We start from the raw sequence: 16,954 nt of genomic DNA, 5'->3' as shown, positions 1-16,954 counted from the left end.
AGAAACACATCCGATCTCTCTCGCTCTATTGACGCAAGGATGCCCCGTGCCTACTTTCCCTGAAGGAATAGCTCGGATGAATTGATGTGCCTGCGTACGAGTCGCCAGGAGACGCCTTGCCCACAGAACCGGACCCTTCCCGCCCGTCCCGGAACGAAGCCCCGTCCCCTTCCCGAAGAAGTGTTCTCGCCACCGGCACCGCGATCGGCGGCGCACTCGTGGTGGGCGGTGCGTCCGTCCCCGCCCAGGCAGCCGCCCCGGCCGCCCCTGGACCCGCCGCCTGGGCCCCTGTCACCGTGCACTCCCCCGACGACAGCTGGCGCACGGTCCTGGACGACGCCGACCTGCTCTGGCAGAAGCTGCCGAAGACCTGGTACGAGGGCCCGTATCTGGGCAACGGCCGCCTCGGCTCCGGCATCTACGCCGAGCCCGGTGCCACCACCACGGCCGTCCGATTCAACGTCCAGCACTCCGAGGTCCAGGACCACCGCCCCGAGTTCGGCTCCCTCTTCGGCCTCGCCCGCCTCCCGATCGGCCACTTCACTCTGGAACCGGCCGGCACCATCACGGGCATCGAGTGGTGGATGCGGCTGCGCACCGCGGAACTCGAAGGCACCGTCACCACGACCGCGGGCACCCTGAAGCTCCGCGCCTTCGTCCACTCCTCCAGCGATCTGCTCGCCGTGGAGGTCACCCCGAGCGCGGGCGAGCAGGACTTCCGCTGGGTCTTTCACCCGGCCGACGCGATCAGCCCGCGTGCCGCTTTCAAGCCCCTCCCGGACGGCTACACCGGCAACCCGCCCGCGGTGACCGAAGAGCACGGCGGGATCACCGCCGCCGTCCAGCCGCTGCTGGCGGGCGGTCAGCACGTCACCGCCTGGCAGGAGCGCAGCAGGGGAACGAGCCGCACCCTGTACGCCACCGTCACGCACTCCCACCCGGGGACGACGGCCCGTGACCGTGCGCTGCGTGCCGTCAAGACCGCTTCCGCGCTGCCGTACGGTCTGCTCGCCGCGCCTCATCGCACCTGGTGGGACCGGTTCTACCGGAAGAGCTTCCTGTCCCTGCCCGACGCCCGGCTGCAGCGCTTCTACTGGATCCAGCTGTACAAGACGGCTTCGGCGGCCCGCAGGGACGCGCCCGTGATGGCCACCTCCGGCCCCTGGCTGGAGCCCACTCCGTGGCCGAACACCTGGTGGAACCTCAACGTCCAGCTGGAGTACTGGCTGATCCACGGCTCCAATCACCTGGAACTGGACGCCGTCACCCGCGCCCTGAGTGAATTCAGGGACCAGCTCTCCCGCGAGGTCGCGGCCCCCTACCGGGCGGATTCCGCCGGCATGCCCCGTACCACCGACCCCCAACTGGTCAACGGCGCATCGGTCACCGACGGCGGCTACGGGGTCGGCATCCCCGGCCAGGACCCGCCCACCCCCGAGGTCGGCAATCTGACCTGGGCGCTGCACAACGTATGGCTCTCCTACCGCCACACCATGGACGAGTCGATCCTGCGCGACACGCTCTTCCCGCTGCTGCGCAAGGCCGTCAACTACTACCTGCACTTCCTGACGCCCGGCGCGGACGGCAAGCTGCATCTCCCGGCGACGTTCTCCCCCGAGTACGGCGTCAACGCCCCAGACTGCAACTACGACCTGATGCTGCTGCGCTGGGGCTGCCGCACCCTGCTGGACTCGGCGGAGCAGCTCGGCAACAACGACCCGCTGACCGCCCGCTGGCAGGAGGTTCTGGCCAGGCTCGCGCCGTACCCGGTCGACGCCAACGGCTTCATGATCGGCGCCGGGGTGCCGTTCGCGAAGTCGCACCGCCACTACTCGCACATGCTCGCGGTCTACCCGCTGTACGAGCTGACAGGGGCTACGCCCGATGAGCGCGCCCTGATCGAGAAGTCCCTCGCCCACTGGGTGGGCTTCGAAGGCGCTCTGCAGGGCTACACCTTCACCGGCGCCGCGTCGATGTCCGCGCTGCTCGGCAAGGGCGAGGACGCGCTGAAGTATCTCGGCCAGCTGATGAGCCGCTTCATCCAGGCGAACACCATGTACAAGGAGTCGGGCCCGGTCATCGAGACCCCGCTCTCGGCGGCCCAGTCGCTGCACGACATGGTGTGCCAGTCGTGGGGCGGCACGATCAGGGTCTTCCCTGCGCTGCCCGCCGCCTGGCGGGAGATGACCGTCCATGACTTCCGTACGCAGGGGGCGTTCCTGCTCAGTGCGGTACGCGAAGAGGGACGGACCCGCTGGGTGCGGGTGACCAGCGAGGCGGGCGCGCCCTGCGTCGTACGCCATGGCATCGAGGGTGCCATCGAGATCCGCGACCGGCACGGACGCCCGCTGAGTCACGAGGAGTTGGCCGACGGTGCGATACGCATCCGCCTGCGCAAGGGCGACTCGGCGCTGATCACGGCGAAGGGCGACCGCCCGGACCTGACCGTCCGCCCGGTCACGGCGAACGAGCCCGCGCCACGCTGGGGCCTGCCTGCCTGAGCCCCGGCCCGAAGTGATGGGACCGGTGTCCGGTACGTCGGACGATGCAAGTGACGGGTACGCGTGTGAGGCCGACTCGCTGACCGGATTCAGCGAGGCCGAGCACGCGTACCTCAGCACCCGACGGCTGGGGCGGCCGGCCACCGTCGGCCCGAACGGCCGGCCTTGCAGTGGCATGCCGTTGATCAGAGGCCGTGATGTGCGACGCGGTTGCTCAGGGAGCGGACGCGAGCCTCGGGGGTGCCGGTCAGAACGTCGGCGTCCCGGCGCTGCACGACGGAGGAGACGATCTCGAATGCCTGACGGGTCGTTCGCGACCCCGACGTCGCGGTCAGGGGGTCCAAGAACAAGCCTGGTCGGGGATGGTCCGAAACCTGCGCCGGTACTCGGTCGGTGTTGTGTCGAGTCTCCGCCTGAATGCCCTGACCAGGGTGTCGACGGTGCCGAACCCGCACGTGGAAGCGACACGTTCGAGGGTGGCATCGGTGGATTCGAGCTGGTTGCGTGCCATCTCGACCCGGGCCGATTCGATGTAGGCATGCGGGGTCGTGCCGAGCTCATTCTTGAAGATCCGGGTGAGCTGACGGTCGCTGACGTGGGCGCATTCGGCGAGGTCTGCGACGGTGAGCGGTTCGCCGATGTTGCGCATGATGTAGTGGCGGAGATCTTCGATGCGCCGTGTCGTGGAGACCTGTTCCAGGGGAACGCTGAACTGGCTCTGTCCGCTTGGCCGTTTCAGGTACATCACGAGCTGTCGGGCGACACGCAGTGCGATTGCCTCGCCGAGATCATCGGCGATGAGGGCGAGGGACAGGTCGAGGCAGGCGCTGATCCCTGCGCCGGTCCACACATCGCCTTCGCGGATGAAGATCGGGTCGGCGTCGACCTCGACCTCCGGATGGTCGGCGGCGAGCTGCTGCGCGGTCGACCAGTGGGTGGTGGCTCGCTTGCCGTCGAGAAGTCCGGCCGCGGCGAGGATGTGTGCTCCGACGCAGACGGATGCGACCCTTCGAGTCCGGCCGGCGAGTTGTTTCACTCGGCGCACCACGGAGGGGGCGGCAAGCGGGTGCACCCGGCGATGGCTGTCCATCTCGACCGCTCCGGGCACGAGGAGGGTGTCAATGCTCCTCGTGGACAGATCTTCGAAGGTGATGTCGGGGAGGACGCGGACTCCGGCGGCGGTGGTGACGGGGTCCATGGTCTCGGCGGCCAGGACCACGTCATAGCCCGCCGCTTCGTCCGTCTCACGTCGTGCGAGGAAGAACACCTCTGGTGGTCCAGTGACGTCGAGCAGGTCGACGCCTTCGAAGAGGACGATGACGATCAGTCGTTCGACGGTGCTCAAGAGGCTCCCCACGGCCGGCAAAGCGATGTCGGTATCTGCATGTTAGATGACATTGCCGACACGCCGGGGTGGGTCATAGCGTCCTGAGTGCAGCTCACCGAGCCGGTGGGCTGCCTTCCCGACGCGAGAACCTCAGGCGGTACCCCATGCCCAGAACGACGTTGCGTCAGCTCAACGGCCTCGACGACACGCCCGCGAAGCTCGCCGATTCGACCCTGATCCTCATCGATTACCAGAACACCTACACAACCGGCGTGATGGAGTTGGACGGCTGGCAGTCCGCGCTCGACGCCGCCGCCCAGCTCCTGGCACGGGCCCGCCGGGCGGGCACGAAGGTCATCCATGTCATCAACGACGGCGGCGAAGGCACCCCCTACGACATCCGGGCCGAGATCGGCCGGATCCACCCGGGTGTCGCGCCGATCGAGGGCGAGCCCGTCGTCGTCAAGCAGACCCCCAACGCCTTCATCGGTACCGACCTGGACCAGCACGTCGACGCCGCGGGCCGGAGCAACCTCGTGATCGCCGGGTTCATGACGCACATGTGCGTGGCGTTCACCGCTCAGGGTGCCTTCCTGCGAGGCAACCGGCCCACTGTCGTGGCCGATGCCAGTGCCACGCGTTCGCTGGCGGTCGCGGGCGCCGAGCTGGATGCCTGCCAGGTGCACTACAGCGCCCTCGCCACCGTCGCCGACCTGTACGGGGTCGTCGTTCCGTCTCAGCAGGAGATCGTCTGATGAAGCTGCTGGGTTCCGTCGTCGCGCCGGGCACTGCCACTGTTCTCGCGGCCACGGCCATCGGAACGCCGTCACCGACGGCGCCATGCCCCCCATGACCCTCCATCTGCGCGACCAGCACATGAGCCTGCGCGACATGGCCGCGGACCCGACCCATCACCAAGGACACCGAGAAGGGTCGGCACCCCTCACCCGCCACCGTCCTGCGCATGCTGCGCGACCACGCCGGACGCAACGCCGCAACCATTGAGAAGGACAGCCCCTGACAGGCTCAGGTGCCGTACGGCGTACGAACGCCAGGGCCGCCACCGCTCCGCCTCGGGCCTCCCGTCCGGATCCACATCGGGGTCGCCGAGCGCACGCATCCTGATGAGCGCCGCGGCTGCCGGACCGATCCCCGGCAGCCGCAGCAGCGCCTGCTCGGCCTCGTCGCGGTCGGCCCCGGCGTCGAGCCGTACGTCCCCGTCGGCGAGCGCGGTCGCCAGAGCCCGCAGCGCCGGGTCGTCCACCGCACCGGCCAGCACCCCCGGCTCGGGAAACGCATGCGTGAGCCCGCCGCAGGGGACGTCGAGGACCTTCCCGTACCTCTCGACGAGCGACTCGGCTCCGGCCCTGCCCACCAGCGTCCGTACGGCGAACTCCTCCGGATCCGCGGCACCCGGCGAGCGCAGCCCCGGGCGGGCGGCGACACTCGGTGCGAGTCGCGGATCGGTGCCGAGCCGCTCGTCGACGGCGTACGGATCGGCGTCCAGGTCGAAGAGGCGCCGCAGCCGCTGCACGGCCGTCGTCAGATCCCGCAGGTCCGTGAGGTGGATCCGGGCGTCCAGCCAGGACCCGGCGGACCGCTCGTCGACGGCCACGATGCCCGTGCCGTACGGGAGCCGCAGGGTACGCCGGTAGGTACGCGCGCCGAGATCCCCGCTGATCTCCTCGATCCGGGCAACCGTCTCGCCCGCCAGGAGATCGAAGACCTCGCGGGCCGCGTACGGCCCCCGGTGGGCGAGCCGCAGCGGGATCCCGGTGGTGCGCGCCTCCCGTACCGCCGCTCCCAGCCCCGTCCCGGCCTCGGCGCGCAGTGCGCTCGGCGTACGGGCGTAGATCTGTCGGATCGTGTCATTGAACTGCCGCACGCTGGCGAAGCCGGACGCGAAGGCGATCTCGGTCACGGGCAGCCCGGTCGTCTGGAGCAGCACCCGCGCGGTGTGGGCCCGCTGGGCGCGGGCGAGCGCGACGGGTCCGGCGCCCAGTTCCGCGTTGAGCTGCCGCTGCACCTGCCGTGAGCTGTAGCCGAGCCGGTGAGCGAGACCGGGCACGCCCTCCCGGTCGACGACGCCGTCGCCGATCATCCGCATGGCTCGGCCGACGACATCGGCCCGGACATTCCAGTCGGCGGAGCCGGGCACGGCGTCCGGGCGGCAGCGTCGGCACGCCCGGAAGCCGTTGCCCTGGGCGGCGGCCGCGGTCGGGTAGAAGCGGACGTTCTTCCGCTTGGGGGTGACGGCGGGGCAGCTCGGCCGGCAGTAGATGCCGGTCGTTTCGACGGCGAAGAAGAACTCCCCGTCGAAACGGGCGTCACGGCTGCTCACCGCCTCGTACCTGGTCTGTTCGTCCATCACACCGTCCAGTGTGCGGCACCTCCGGGTACCGCACTGGCGGTATTCGGACGCCGACCAGGGGTGCGGCCTACCGCAGCCGGCCCCGCTTCGCGTCCATGCCCGCCCGGCCCTCGGCCCCTCTGCGCTTCCATTCACGCAGCATTTCGGACCGTACCCGGGCATCGGTCTTGGCGACGATGCGCTGGTTCTCGCGCAGCAGCTTGCGGAAGCTGTCGAGGCGCCGCTCGGACAGCGAACCGTCCTCGATCGCGGCGAGTACCGCACAGCCGGGCTCCGACTCATGGGCGCAGTCGTGGAACCGGCACTGCTCGGCCAGCTCCTCGATCTCGGAGAAGACCTGGCCGACGCCGGCCTCCGCGTCCCAGAGCCCGACCCCGCGCAGTCCGGGGGTGTCGATCAGTACGCCCCCGGAGGGCAGGACCAGCAGATTGCGCGTCGTGGTGGTGTGCCGGCCCTTGCCGTCGACGTCACGGGCGGCCTGTACGTCCATCACGTCGTCGCCGAGCAGTGTGTTGGCAAGGGTCGACTTGCCCGCACCGGACACTCCGAGCAGCACACTCGTGCCGCCCGCGACGATGGCGCCGAAGACGTCGATCCCTTCCCCGGTGGCGGAGCTGACGGGCAGCACCTGTACACCGGGCGCGATGGCCTCGATGTCCTGGACGAGGTACGACAGCGTGGTCGTGTCCGGCACCAGATCGGCCTTGGTCAGCACCACGATCGGCTGGGCGGCGCCGTCCGCGGCGGACGCCCCGTCGCGCAGCAGCGCGTCGCCACTGGAGCTGGACATGGCCAGCGCGAGGAAGCGCTCCACCCGCCCCAGGTCGAGCTCCACTGCGAGCGAGACGCAGATGGCGATGTGGTCGACGTTGGTGGCCAGCACCTGCCCCTCGGAGCGCTGCGACGACGTCGAGCGGACGAAAGCCGTACGCCGCGGCAGCAGCGTCCGTACGAACTGCGGGTCGCCGTCGGGGTCGACGGCGACCCAGTCGCCCGTGCAGACGATCCGCATCGGATCACGCGGGACGACGAAGGCGGTGTCGGCCCGGAGCGTCCCGTGCGGGGTGACGACATCGCACTGCCCGCGGTCCACCCGCACCACGCGTCCGGGCAGCAGACCCTGTCCGGCGTACGGAGCGAACTCGGCGGCCCAGCCGTCGTCCCAGCCGTATGGGGACAGCGGATGCGACGCGGACGAGCCCTGAAGAGAAGAAGCGAAGGACGAAGAAGACGGGAAAGACAAGGGAAACCCTTCGAAGGGTGGCCCCGGCAACGCGCACACAGACGCGGGGAGTTACGGAAAGGTCAGCCGGCGACCACGGGGGTGGGAACGATGATCTTGTGGTTGTGGGCAACGCCCACCGCAGCGACAGTCATCAATGTCCTCACCTCCTGGTTCGAGCACGGGGCCGACACCGGCGGTTCTTGTCCGCCGTCCGGAACGCTGCACACGATAGCCCGCGACCGTCGGGTGACGTCAACACATTTGATCCACGGGATCCGGAAGCCCCGCCCCGGGGCGCTTCACCACCGCATTCATCGGAGATATCAGTGGATCTCCCTCGATCAGGTGATACACATGCACAACGACCGTTCTCGGGCCGTTATGGTGCCGAGCATGACCTCACCCCAGGCCGCCACCGGCACGTTCACCCAAGCCCAGTTGGGCACGATCACGCTGATCGGGTGGAGCGGCGAACACCCCGATGGCGGCGACGACGTCGCCTTCCTTCTCGTCTACTCACTGGGCGACGGGACGGACGGCCCGGCCGCCGGTGAGGCCGCCATGCGCGTGGCCCTGGACCGCAGTGGCCTGACGGTCGGCGCCGGTCCGGTCCACGCCGCCGAGACCCCGGGCCTCCCGGTGAAGCTGCTCGTCCAGGCCGGCCAGGCGGTCCTGACGCTTCCTCATTTCACCGCGCAGTACCCCGCACCGCCCGAGTGGCTGGCGGCGGCCCACGAGCGGGGCGAGGTGCACGCGATGTTCGCCACCCGTCCGTGGCCCCAGGGCACGCCGGGCCGGCCGGTCAGCGAGGAGCTGCTTCGATCGTTCGCAGGCGACGAAGAGGTCGTCATGACCTCCGCGCACTGCGTCCTTCCGGTACGCAGCCTGGGCTGAGCCGCCCCGTATGCCAGACGCCCACCGCCCCCGTGGAACGGTGGGCGTCATCATGTGTGGAGCCCTGGGGCTGTGCCCCGGATACTGCCCGGTGGTGCCGTACGCCGAAGTGCGGGCGATTGCCGGGCGGATCCCCGAGTCGCCCGCACTTCAGGGGTCTCAGCTGTTGCCGACCCCATTGCCCGCGAGCACCGGGATGTCGTCCACGAGGTGCGACAGCGCCTCGTCGCCCTTGGCCTGGGTGGAGTTTTCGGCGCACTGCTGGTTCTGCGGCGAGGACAGCACGTTGGCGTCCTGAACCGCGACCGGCACCGGCACACCGACGAGCGAACCGGCGTTGGCCTTGAGCGGCAGGCCGACGCAGGCCTTGTTCAGCGTGCCCTGGACGAGCTGGAACTGCGGGCTGCCGTCACCCTGCGTCACGCTGTTGCCGAACTCGCTCACGGTTTCGTTGCCGTTGACCGACGTGGTCCCTTGGTCATCACCGATCGCCATGGCCGCGGGGGCCGCGGCGGCAGACAGACCGACCAAGGACACGGCCACTGCCGCGCCGGCCATCATCTTCTTCATCACGCTTCACCTTTCGGAGCGTCCCGTTGTGGAACGCATTGATCAACCTGCTACGGAAGCGCCGGTTCCGCAGCACCACTCAATTGGGTTCGATCCGGTGCGAGTTCGAAGCCGCGCCTTCACCCGTCGACGTCTTCTTCGGAGATACGGGCCGCCGGAACGCGACTTCCCCCACAAGGTCGATGGGGCTGCGCGGACGGCGCCGGCTCCGGGCCGCCGCGGGCCGCCTGCCATTCGGCGAGCAGCCGATCGTAGATGGGTGTGACGTCCTGCGCGTGCCGCTGCCGGCCGCTGGGGCGTTGGCTGTCGTACTGGTCCATGAACAGCCCCTACCCGGTGCGACGGGTGACGTCTGCCGTCACTACGGCAACCGGCCCAGTGCGCCCGCCCCTTCGAGGGGTCGGCGGCGCCCCGGACGCACGACATGGGGCCGCCGCATCCGGGCCGCCGAAGAACAGCCGCCACGTGGATGCGCCGGCCCCACGGGTGTTTCACACACTGCGGGCAGGCGCACTCGAAGCCGCCCGTGGCGCTGTCCTCCACGAGTTCGAGGAATCAGCGACGAGCGACCGGAGCCTCACGGTTCTAGTTGTTGCCGGTGCCGTTGCCGGACAGGACCGGAATACCGCTCAGGATGTGCGACAGAGCCTCATCACCCTTGGCCTGGGTGGAATTCTCCGTGCACTGCTGGTTCTGCGGCGAGGCCAGGACGTTGATCTCCTGGACCGAGACCGGAACGGCGCCGAGGACCGAACCGACGTTGGCCTTGGCCGGCAGGGCGACGCAAGGCTTGTTGAGCGAGCCCTGGATGAGCGCGAACTGCGGGCTCCAGTCACCGTGGGTGGCGGAGTTGCCGTACGACTGGACAGTGTCGTTGCCGTTGGACGACGTCGTACCACCGTCGTTGCCGACGGCCATGGCCTGCGGAGCGATCGCGGCGGAGACGCCGACGATCGAAGCAGCGACGGCTGCCGAGGCCATAAACTTCTTGATCATGAAAAAGCCCTTCTGGGGTCTTCTGTTGCCCGCCTGTCCGGAGCGCTCTGGTCAACCCAGGACGGCGGGGACGGTTGTGCCGATTCACTCGGACGATGCTTCTGCAGTCCGGTTGTTTGCCGAATGCACAGCACCTGGAGGAATGCGAAATGCTGCCGATGAGCGGGGAACTGCCGTGGCGCGACGGATCAGCCGCCGAGCGGCAGGCCGCCCATCAGCGGGGCCGCGCCCTTGGCCGCACCGGTGGCCTGGCCTGCCAGCTTGGTGACGGTGCCGTTCTTCTGCACCGAACCGGCGGCGCCGCCGGCCGTGTCGACGATCGGGTCGACAGCCTGCGGGGCGCTTTCCACGACCTGGTTGACGCCGCCGTCGAGGCTGAAGTTGGGGGCCGTGGCGGTGGTAACGGCGAAGGCGGGAGCAGCCGTTCCGAGAGCAACCACGGAACCGGCAACGAACGCAGCGGTCTTCGCGTACTTCACTTTCAGGTTCCCTTCTGCAGCGGCATCTGTTCCGGTCGCATATCCGCGCCGCACAAGCCTTCTTTAGCTGTGACTTCTGCCGCTTTCACCCTGGGTAACGATGTGGTTGCGACACGGCAACTGGACAGAGTCACCTTTTCTCCGGGACCACTCGACCGACCAACGGAAACGGGAAAGGCCCCGGCACGCATCGGATGCGTGCCGGGGCCTTCCGGTCATGGCGTTCGGCTGGGCCGACCGGAGATCAGCTGTTGGCGCAGGAGTTGCCGAAGGCGGGGTTGAGCAGCGCGATCACGTTCACGGTGTTGCCACAGAGGTTGACCGGAACGTGGACCGGAACCTGGATGACGTTGCCGGACACCACGCCCGGAGAGTTGGCGGCGCCGCCCTCGGCACCTGCGTCGGCGAAGGCGGGGGCGGCAGCACCCATCGCCATCAGGGTTCCGGCGGCGATGGCGGCAACCTTGGTGTACTTCACTTTTTTTCCCTTTCTTTGACGGAGTCCGGAGCGGCCACGTCTTTCGTGCCGCACGAGCGCGGTCCTGATCACTCGTAACTCCGCCGCTGCAATTCGTAACGATGTAAGACCGTAGGCGAAACTCTTTGAGAAGAAGATTCCCGAAAAACCGCCCGAATGACGCAGTATCGTTCACTCGATGTTACGGGCGCGATCATCGGACAATCCGATGTACCGGTACCGGGAAAGGCGTCAGCGGGCCCGAGCCGCACGGAGGAGGAATGCCGACGGCCCGGGCCTGCCATTTCGGCTGGATCAGCTGTTGCCGGTACCATTCCCGGAGAGCACCGGGATGTTGTCCAGGATGTGCGACAGCGCCTCGTCGCCCTTGGCCTGGGTGGAGTTCTCCGTGCACTGCTGGTTCTGCGGCGAGGACAGCACGTTGACGTCCTGGACCGCGACCGGGACCAGGCCCGCGAGCGAGCCGACGTTGGCCTTGGCCGGCAGGCCGATGCACGGCTTGTTCAGGCTGCCCTGGACCAGGCCGAACTGCGGGCTGCCGTCACCACGGGTCTCGGAGTTGCCGAACGACTGCGAGGCTCCGCTGCCGTTGACCGAGGTCGTACCGCTGTCGTCGCCGATCGCCATGGCCTGCGTCGCGCCCAGACCGAGGATGGAGGCGGCAACGGCACCCGTAGCCAGAACCTTCTTGATCACGATTAACCCTTCTTGTACCGAATGCCCCGTACTGGAGCCCCCTGCCCAACTCGTGACCGGGCGTTTGGTTCTCTCCATTCACCCGATTGCCAAGGTGCACGGACAGCAGTACGAAGAAACACCACGGGGCCGAAGGAGTATTCAGTGGCTCCAGTCTTCCCCGAGGAATCAACGGCCCGGGGTCCATGCAGACTTGAGCACCTGCACGCGACGATCAACGTCAGCGTGAGCGCGCATAAGTAATCCGTTCGAGCGGTCACGAAATTCCCACGAACTTTCAAGTTTCCTCAACAATTCCTCCTCGTTATGACTTCTATCAAGCGTGCAGCTTGGGCGTTCACCGAGCAGAAACTAGGACTTATCACATGAAGAACGCTTCTTCGTGGTCTCTCCGCCTTTGCGCAATCGCCGCTTGCCGACTCACGTGGGAAGACCCCCCGGGGTGGCGTCCCCGGCGCAATCTGCATCGCCTGATGAATAAACCGCGAGCCTTCTGCTCGCACGGAATGTCCTAAGAAAGGGCAACCAATGCGAAAAGCCTTGAGTAAGAGCGTGCTGATCATGGCGGCGGCGTCAGGCATTCTGACCGCGGCAGGCGGGTACGCGTTCGCGGACGCGTCGGCCGATGGCGCCGCCATCGGTTCGCCGGGCGTCGGCTCGGGCAACGCCGTGCAGGTGCCGGTGCACGTTCCCGTCAATGTGTGCGGCAACACGGTCAATGTGGTCGGTCTGCTGAATCCCGCGTTCGGCAATGAGTGCGAGAACGAGGGCGGGGCCGGGAACGGCGGCGGGGGTGCGAGCGCCGAGGGCGTCGCGACCGACTCTCCCGGTGTGTTGTCCGGAAACCTCATCCAGGCCCCCGTGGACGTCCCGGTCAACGCCTGCGGCAACAGTGCCGACATCGTCGGTGCCCTGAACCCGGCGTTCGGCAACGAGTGCTCGAACGCGAGCGGGCCGGACGACGAGCCGCCGGTGGTCGAACCTCCCGTGGTCGAACCGCCGGTCGTCGAACCGCCGGTCGTCGAACCGCCGGTGGTCGAACCCCCCGTCGTCGAACCGCCGGTCGTCGAACCTCCCGTGGTCGAACCCCCCGTCGTCGAACCGCCGGTCGTCGAACCTCCCGTGGTCGAACCCCCCGTGGTCACACCCCCAGTGGTCACACCCCCGGTGGTCGAACCCCCGGTGGTCACGCCCCCAGTAGTCGAACCCCCCGTAGTCGCACCCCCGGTGGCCACGTCCGTCGTCGGTGAGCCCCTGACCAACAGCGTGGCCGATGGGGCGCCGTCGAGCAGCGGCTCGCAGCTGGCCCACACCGGTGCCGCTGATCTCGGAATGGCTGCGGGCGCGAGCGCCGCGCTGCTGCTCGGTGGCGCGGTACTGATGCGCCGGGTCCGCCGCTCGCAGAGCTGATCCACGAATCAGTCGGCCGGGAGACGAACAGGTCCGGTCGGACAGCCGATGCTGTCCGACCGGACCTGTTGTGCGTACGGAACTCGACCGGTGGGCCCCGGCTCAGGCTCGGGAGAGCCCAGCGCGGTCCAGGCAGGCCGCGATCACGGCAGTCTCAGCCGCGTCCAGACGACGCATCGGCGGGCTCATCGCATTGGTGGCGATGAGCCCGCGCACCATGAGGGCCGTCTTGAACGCGCCGAGGCCCGCGGCGGTGGCGGACACCGTGCCGGGACGGGCCGCACGAACGATGTCGAAGAGCGCGACGAGACGGTCCTGTTCGCAGCCGGCGGTAGCCCAGTCGCCGCGTACCGCGGCCTCGTGGAGACGTACGTACCCGTGCGGATCCACATTGCCGAGCCCGGGGACGGAGCCGTCCGCACCGACGAGCATCATCGCGTCGACGACCAGTTCGTGCCCGGTGAGGACAGAGAACTCCGGCAGTTCACGGGCCCCGATGACCAGGCGTCGGAACGAACCGTCGTCGCCGCTGGAGTCCTTCACTCCGGCCAGCACACCGTCCGCGGCGAGCGGCAGCAGCAGTTCCGGTTCGAGCTTGCTGTGCACGCAGACCGGCACGTCGTACGCGAGGACCGGCAGGTCGAGGGCGGCGGAGACATCGCGGAAGTGACGGTCGATCTCGGTGTCGTGCGTGCGCGTGTAGAACGGGGCGGTGACGACGACGGCGTCGGCGCCGAGGCCCGCGGCGGCGCGGGCCCGCTCGATCGCCCGGTTGGTGGTGGTCTCGATCGCTCCGACGAGGACCGGCACCTGGCCGGCCGAGGCACCCGTGATGACCTCGACGACCTCGTCCTGTTGGCCGGGTGTCAGATAGGCCGTCTCACCCGAGCTGCCGAGTGCGAACAGACCGCCGACACCGCCGTCGAGCAGATACCCCACAACCCGCTCCAGGGAAGGCCGGTCGATCTCACCGTCCGCGGTGAGCGGGGTGACGACGGGCGGGATCACTCCGCAGTAGCGGGGATTCCGGGCGGTCATGCGGTGCTCCTTGCGGACGGTACGGGGGCTGGGTCCCCGGCGGGGGACGCGGGGCTCTGGGGGTGGACGCAGTGCCAGCGGTGCTCGCCCTGGCCGAAGGTCTCCGCCGGAAAGACCGTGGCGCAGACCTCGTCCGCCTTCCAGCAGCGGGTGCGGAACGGGCAGCCGGAGGGCGGGTTGGTCGCCGAGGGCACCGGTCCGGTGAGCACGATGCGTTCGGTGGACTCCAGCAGGCTGGGGGTCGCGGAGAGCAATGCCTCGGTGTAGGGGTGCACGGGGGCGCCCGCCACATCGGCCGCACGCCCTTCCTCGACGATCCGGCCCAGGTAGAGCACGGCGAGACGGTCGGCGAGGTAGCGCACGGTCTGGATGTCGTGCGAGATGAACACCATGCCGAGGCCCAGACGTTCACGCAGGTCGACCAGGAGGTTGAGGACCTGGGCCCGGACGGAGACGTCGAGGGCGGAGGTCGGTTCGTCGGCAACGATCAGTTCCGGTTCCAGGGCCAGGGCGCGGGCGATGGCGACGCGCTGGCGCTGGCCGCCGGAGAGCTGTCCGGGGAGTGCGGCGAGGGTGTGGCCGGGCAGGCCGACCAGGTCGAGGAGTTCCTCGACGCGTGCCTCGCGCTCTGCCCGGGTGCCCCGCCTGTGCACATCGAGGGGGTCGCGGAGGATCTGGCGGACGGTGAGCCGGGGGTTGAGGGCGGTGGAGGGGTCCTGGAATACGACGCCGACGGCGGAGCCGAAGTCGTCGCGGCGCTGCGCGGCGGACATCTCCCAGAGATCGCGGCCGTGGAAGCGGACCTCACCCTCGGTGGGCTTCTGCAGGCCGGTCAGCACCCGGGCGAGGGTGGACTTGCCGCAGCCGGACTCGCCGACCAGACCGACGATCTCGCCGCGCTCGACCTTCAGGGTGGCATCGGTGAGGGCGTGCACGGCGTCGCGGCGGAAGAGTCCGCCGCTGCGTGCCTTGTGGCGTACATGGACGCCGTCGATCCTGATCACAGGGCGCTCCCTTCCAGCTGTACGGCCTTCGCCGGGTGGTGGCAGGCGAAGCCGTGGTCGTTCATGGTGCCGCGCGCGGTGAGTTCGGGTGCGGTGGTGCGGCACAGCTCGGTGGCGGCCGTGCAGCGCGAGGCGAACCGGCAGCCCGTGCCGAAGCCCTGCGGCGCGGGGACGATGCCGCGGATCTGGTGCAGCCGGTCGGCGCCGGCCTCCAGGGAGACGACCGAGCCGAGCAAGCCGCGGCTGTAGTGGTGGATGGGGTCGGTGAGTACGGAACGGGTGTCGCCGATCTCGGCGAGGTGGCCCGCGTACATCACGGCGACGCGGTGCGCGAGGTCGCCGACGAGCGCGAGGTCGTGCGAGACGAGAACCATCGCGAAGCCGAGTTCGTCGCGCAGCCCGACGAGGAGTTCGACGACCTGGGCCTGGACGGTGACGTCGAGGGCGGTGGTCGGTTCGTCGGCGATGAGCAGGCGGGGGTCGCGGGACAGGGCCATGGCGATCAGAACGCGCTGGCGCTGGCCGCCGGAGAGCTCGTGGGGGTAGCTGCGCAGGGTGCGTTCGGGTGCGAGGCCGACGAGTTCGAGGAGTTCGGCCGGGGTCTTCGTACCGCCGCGCGAGGTGAGTTGCTTCAACTGCGTGCCGACCAGTACGGACGGGTTGAGGGAGGAGAGCGCGTCCTGGTAGACCATCGCGATCTCCGGCCCCATCAGGGCGCGACGTTCCTTCGACGGGAGCCTCAGCAGGTCCCGGCCGCGGTACAGGATCTCGCCGCCGACCTCTGCATTGCGGGCGAGCAGGCCCATGACGGCGAGGCTGGTGATGGACTTGCCGCAGCCGGACTCGCCGACCAGGCCGAGGGTTTCGCCCTCGTGGACGGTGAAGTTCAGCGAGTCGACGACGGGGATCTGTCCGTAACGGTCGGGGAAGCGGATCGCCAGGTCCCGTACGACGAGCAGTTCGGCGGCGTCCTCCCGTACCGGAGTGATGGACGGCTCGGTGGCGTTGATGCGGTCGGCGAGTTCGGTGAGGGCGGCGTCGATGTCGGCGGTGGAGGCTGCCTCGACCGGGTCGGGTGCGGTGGCCGTGGTGGGGCCGGCACCGGCTCTGGCGCTCTTGGACGCCGCCGAGGCGTCGGTGAGTCCCTCGGACAGGATGTTGAGCGCGAGGACGGTGATCAGCAGCGCGAGGCCGGGGAAGAACGTGGCCCACCAGCCGCCTGCGAGGAGGATCTGCCGGCCGTAGGCGAGGACGCTGCCCCAGCTGGGGTCGGGGTCCTGCACTCCGGCGCCGATGAAGGAGAGACCGGCCTCGAAGATGATCGCCTCGGCGACCATGACGGTGGCGAACACCATGACCGGGGCCATGCAGTTGACGGCGACGTGGCGGAGCACGATGTAGCCGCGACGGGCACCGATGACCTTCTCGGCGGCGACGTAGTCCTCGCCGTACTGGGCCAGCACATTGGCGCGGACCACGCGGGCCAGCGACGGGGTGTAGACGAACGCGATGGTGAAGATGATCACCGGGATGCTGGTGCCGAAGACCGCGACGAGCACGGCGGCCAGCGCGATCGGCGGGAACGACATCACTACGTCGAGGGTGCGCATCACGGACTCGTCGCCGAGTTTGCGCGAGGTGGCGGCGACCGAGCCGAGCAGCGCACCGGCGACCAGTGCCACGCCGGTCGCGCCGAGGCCGATGATCAGCGAGTAGCGCGAGCCGTGCACGACCCGGGCGAAGACGTCGCGGCCGGCCCGGTCGGTGCCGAACCAGTGGGTGCCGCCGGGAGCCTGGACCGGGGTGCCGGTGGTCAGCGGGTCCTGGGTGAACAGCGGGGCGAGGACGGCGCCGAGTACGACGACGATCAGTACGCCGAGGGCGATGCGGGAAGTGACCGGGAGGGCGCGGAACGCGATGCCCGGTCGGGACAGTCTGTTGGCCAGACGGCCGGTGGAGAACATG

Annotated in this window: 15 protein-coding genes; 4 read left to right on the top strand and 11 right to left on the bottom strand. The window is 69.0% G+C overall.

Annotated features, from left to right (window positions below; translation table 11 throughout):
- The first annotated feature begins 116 nt into the window (after positions 1–116).
- The gene (locus tag ACFVYE_RS03980) at positions 117–2,501 is read left to right on the top strand and encodes a glycoside hydrolase family 95-like protein (protein WP_389603935.1); all 2,385 of its coding nucleotides are present in this window, start codon (positions 117–119) and stop codon (positions 2,499–2,501) included.
- 331 nt (positions 2,502–2,832) lie between these two features.
- Here the strand turns inward: ACFVYE_RS03980 and ACFVYE_RS03975 are convergent, their stop codons facing one another.
- Positions 2,833–3,846 (bottom strand): GlxA family transcriptional regulator, encoded by a 1,014-nt coding sequence (locus ACFVYE_RS03975; protein WP_389603933.1) that lies wholly within the window; start codon positions 3,844–3,846, stop codon positions 2,833–2,835.
- Between the two features lie 146 nt (positions 3,847–3,992).
- On the opposite strand from ACFVYE_RS03975, the gene ACFVYE_RS03970 reads away from it, so the two are divergent.
- Positions 3,993–4,583: an isochorismatase family protein gene (locus ACFVYE_RS03970; protein ID WP_383973891.1), complete on the top strand. Its 591-nt coding sequence runs from the start codon at positions 3,993–3,995 to the stop codon at positions 4,581–4,583.
- Positions 4,584–4,771: 188 nt separating this feature from the next.
- Here the strand turns inward: ACFVYE_RS03970 and ACFVYE_RS03965 are convergent, their stop codons facing one another.
- On the bottom strand, positions 4,772–6,196 hold the full coding sequence (locus ACFVYE_RS03965) for a DNA-3-methyladenine glycosylase 2 family protein (RefSeq protein ID WP_383973909.1): 1,425 nt from the start codon (positions 6,194–6,196) through the stop codon (positions 4,772–4,774).
- Between the two features lie 70 nt (positions 6,197–6,266).
- Entirely contained in the window at positions 6,267–7,442 is a 1,176-nt protein-coding gene (rsgA, locus tag ACFVYE_RS03960) for a ribosome small subunit-dependent GTPase A (protein WP_383973893.1), read from the bottom strand.
- A gap of 375 nt (positions 7,443–7,817) precedes the next feature.
- Between rsgA and ACFVYE_RS03955 the strand changes: the two genes are divergently transcribed.
- Positions 7,818–8,318: a DUF5949 family protein gene (locus ACFVYE_RS03955; protein WP_383973895.1), complete on the top strand. Its 501-nt coding sequence runs from the start codon at positions 7,818–7,820 to the stop codon at positions 8,316–8,318.
- A gap of 159 nt (positions 8,319–8,477) precedes the next feature.
- Here ACFVYE_RS03955 and ACFVYE_RS03950 read toward each other — a convergent pair whose 3' ends face one another.
- The 5 genes from ACFVYE_RS03950 to ACFVYE_RS03930 form a co-directional block, all read right to left on the bottom strand.
- On the bottom strand, positions 8,478–8,888 hold the full coding sequence (locus ACFVYE_RS03950) for a rodlin (RefSeq protein WP_383973897.1): 411 nt from the start codon (positions 8,886–8,888) through the stop codon (positions 8,478–8,480).
- A gap of 585 nt (positions 8,889–9,473) precedes the next feature.
- A complete protein-coding gene (locus ACFVYE_RS03945) occupies positions 9,474–9,884 on the bottom strand; it encodes a rodlin (protein ID WP_383973898.1) in 411 nt (136 codons plus the stop codon).
- 188 nt (positions 9,885–10,072) lie between these two features.
- Complete coding sequence (locus ACFVYE_RS03940) at positions 10,073–10,363, bottom strand: hypothetical protein (RefSeq protein ID WP_389603930.1); 291 nt, start codon at positions 10,361–10,363, stop codon at positions 10,073–10,075.
- A 244-nt stretch (positions 10,364–10,607) separates the two neighbouring features.
- On the bottom strand, positions 10,608–10,841 hold the full coding sequence (locus ACFVYE_RS03935; RefSeq protein WP_383973902.1) for a chaplin: 234 nt from the start codon (positions 10,839–10,841) through the stop codon (positions 10,608–10,610).
- 294 nt (positions 10,842–11,135) lie between these two features.
- On the bottom strand, positions 11,136–11,537 hold the full coding sequence (locus tag ACFVYE_RS03930; RefSeq protein ID WP_383973905.1) for a rodlin: 402 nt from the start codon (positions 11,535–11,537) through the stop codon (positions 11,136–11,138).
- A gap of 528 nt (positions 11,538–12,065) precedes the next feature.
- Between ACFVYE_RS03930 and ACFVYE_RS03925 the strand changes: the two genes are divergently transcribed.
- Positions 12,066–12,947: a chaplin gene (locus ACFVYE_RS03925; RefSeq protein ID WP_389603927.1), complete on the top strand. Its 882-nt coding sequence runs from the start codon at positions 12,066–12,068 to the stop codon at positions 12,945–12,947.
- Positions 12,948–13,049: 102 nt separating this feature from the next.
- Here ACFVYE_RS03925 and ACFVYE_RS03920 read toward each other — a convergent pair whose 3' ends face one another.
- Genes ACFVYE_RS03920 through ACFVYE_RS03910 form a run of 3 tightly spaced genes read right to left on the bottom strand, consistent with a single transcriptional unit; the run spans position 13,050 to position 16,953 of the window.
- The gene (locus tag ACFVYE_RS03920; RefSeq protein ID WP_383962941.1) at positions 13,050–13,985 is read right to left on the bottom strand and encodes a dihydrodipicolinate synthase family protein; all 936 of its coding nucleotides are present in this window, start codon (positions 13,983–13,985) and stop codon (positions 13,050–13,052) included.
- A complete protein-coding gene (locus ACFVYE_RS03915) occupies positions 13,982–14,989 on the bottom strand; it encodes an oligopeptide/dipeptide ABC transporter ATP-binding protein (RefSeq protein WP_389603925.1) in 1,008 nt (335 codons plus the stop codon). Before ACFVYE_RS03915 ends, ACFVYE_RS03920 begins: the two co-directional genes overlap by 4 nt.
- Positions 14,986–16,953, bottom strand: coding sequence for a dipeptide/oligopeptide/nickel ABC transporter permease/ATP-binding protein (locus ACFVYE_RS03910; RefSeq protein WP_389603923.1), 1,968 nt, complete (start codon positions 16,951–16,953; stop codon positions 14,986–14,988). Before ACFVYE_RS03910 ends, ACFVYE_RS03915 begins: the two co-directional genes overlap by 4 nt.
- Between the last annotated feature and the right edge of the window lies 1 nt (position 16,954).

Source organism: Streptomyces sp. NPDC058239, from assembly GCF_042882185.1.
Classification (GTDB): Bacteria; Actinomycetota; Actinomycetes; order Streptomycetales; family Streptomycetaceae; genus Streptomyces.
This window is presented reverse-complemented; position numbering and strand designations above follow the sequence as displayed.

Bases quoted from the DNA above. Each gene is read 5' to 3' on its own strand.
- ACFVYE_RS03970 (WP_383973891.1), top strand. From the start codon at position 3,993: ATGCCCAGAACGACGTTGCGTCAGCTCAACGGCCTCGACGACACGCCC.
- ACFVYE_RS03965 (WP_383973909.1), bottom strand. From the start codon at position 6,196: ATGGACGAACAGACCAGGTACGAGGCGGTGAGCAGCCGTGACGCCCGT.
- ACFVYE_RS03955 (WP_383973895.1), top strand. From the start codon at position 7,818: ATGACCTCACCCCAGGCCGCCACCGGCACGTTCACCCAAGCCCAGTTG.
- ACFVYE_RS03950 (WP_383973897.1), bottom strand. From the start codon at position 8,888: ATGAAGAAGATGATGGCCGGCGCGGCAGTGGCCGTGTCCTTGGTCGGT.
- ACFVYE_RS03945 (WP_383973898.1), bottom strand. From the start codon at position 9,884: ATGATCAAGAAGTTTATGGCCTCGGCAGCCGTCGCTGCTTCGATCGTC.
- ACFVYE_RS03925 (WP_389603927.1), top strand. From the start codon at position 12,066: ATGCGAAAAGCCTTGAGTAAGAGCGTGCTGATCATGGCGGCGGCGTCA.
- ACFVYE_RS03920 (WP_383962941.1), bottom strand. From the start codon at position 13,985: ATGACCGCCCGGAATCCCCGCTACTGCGGAGTGATCCCGCCCGTCGTC.
- ACFVYE_RS03910 (WP_389603923.1), bottom strand. From the start codon at position 16,953: ATGTTCTCCACCGGCCGTCTGGCCAACAGACTGTCCCGACCGGGCATC.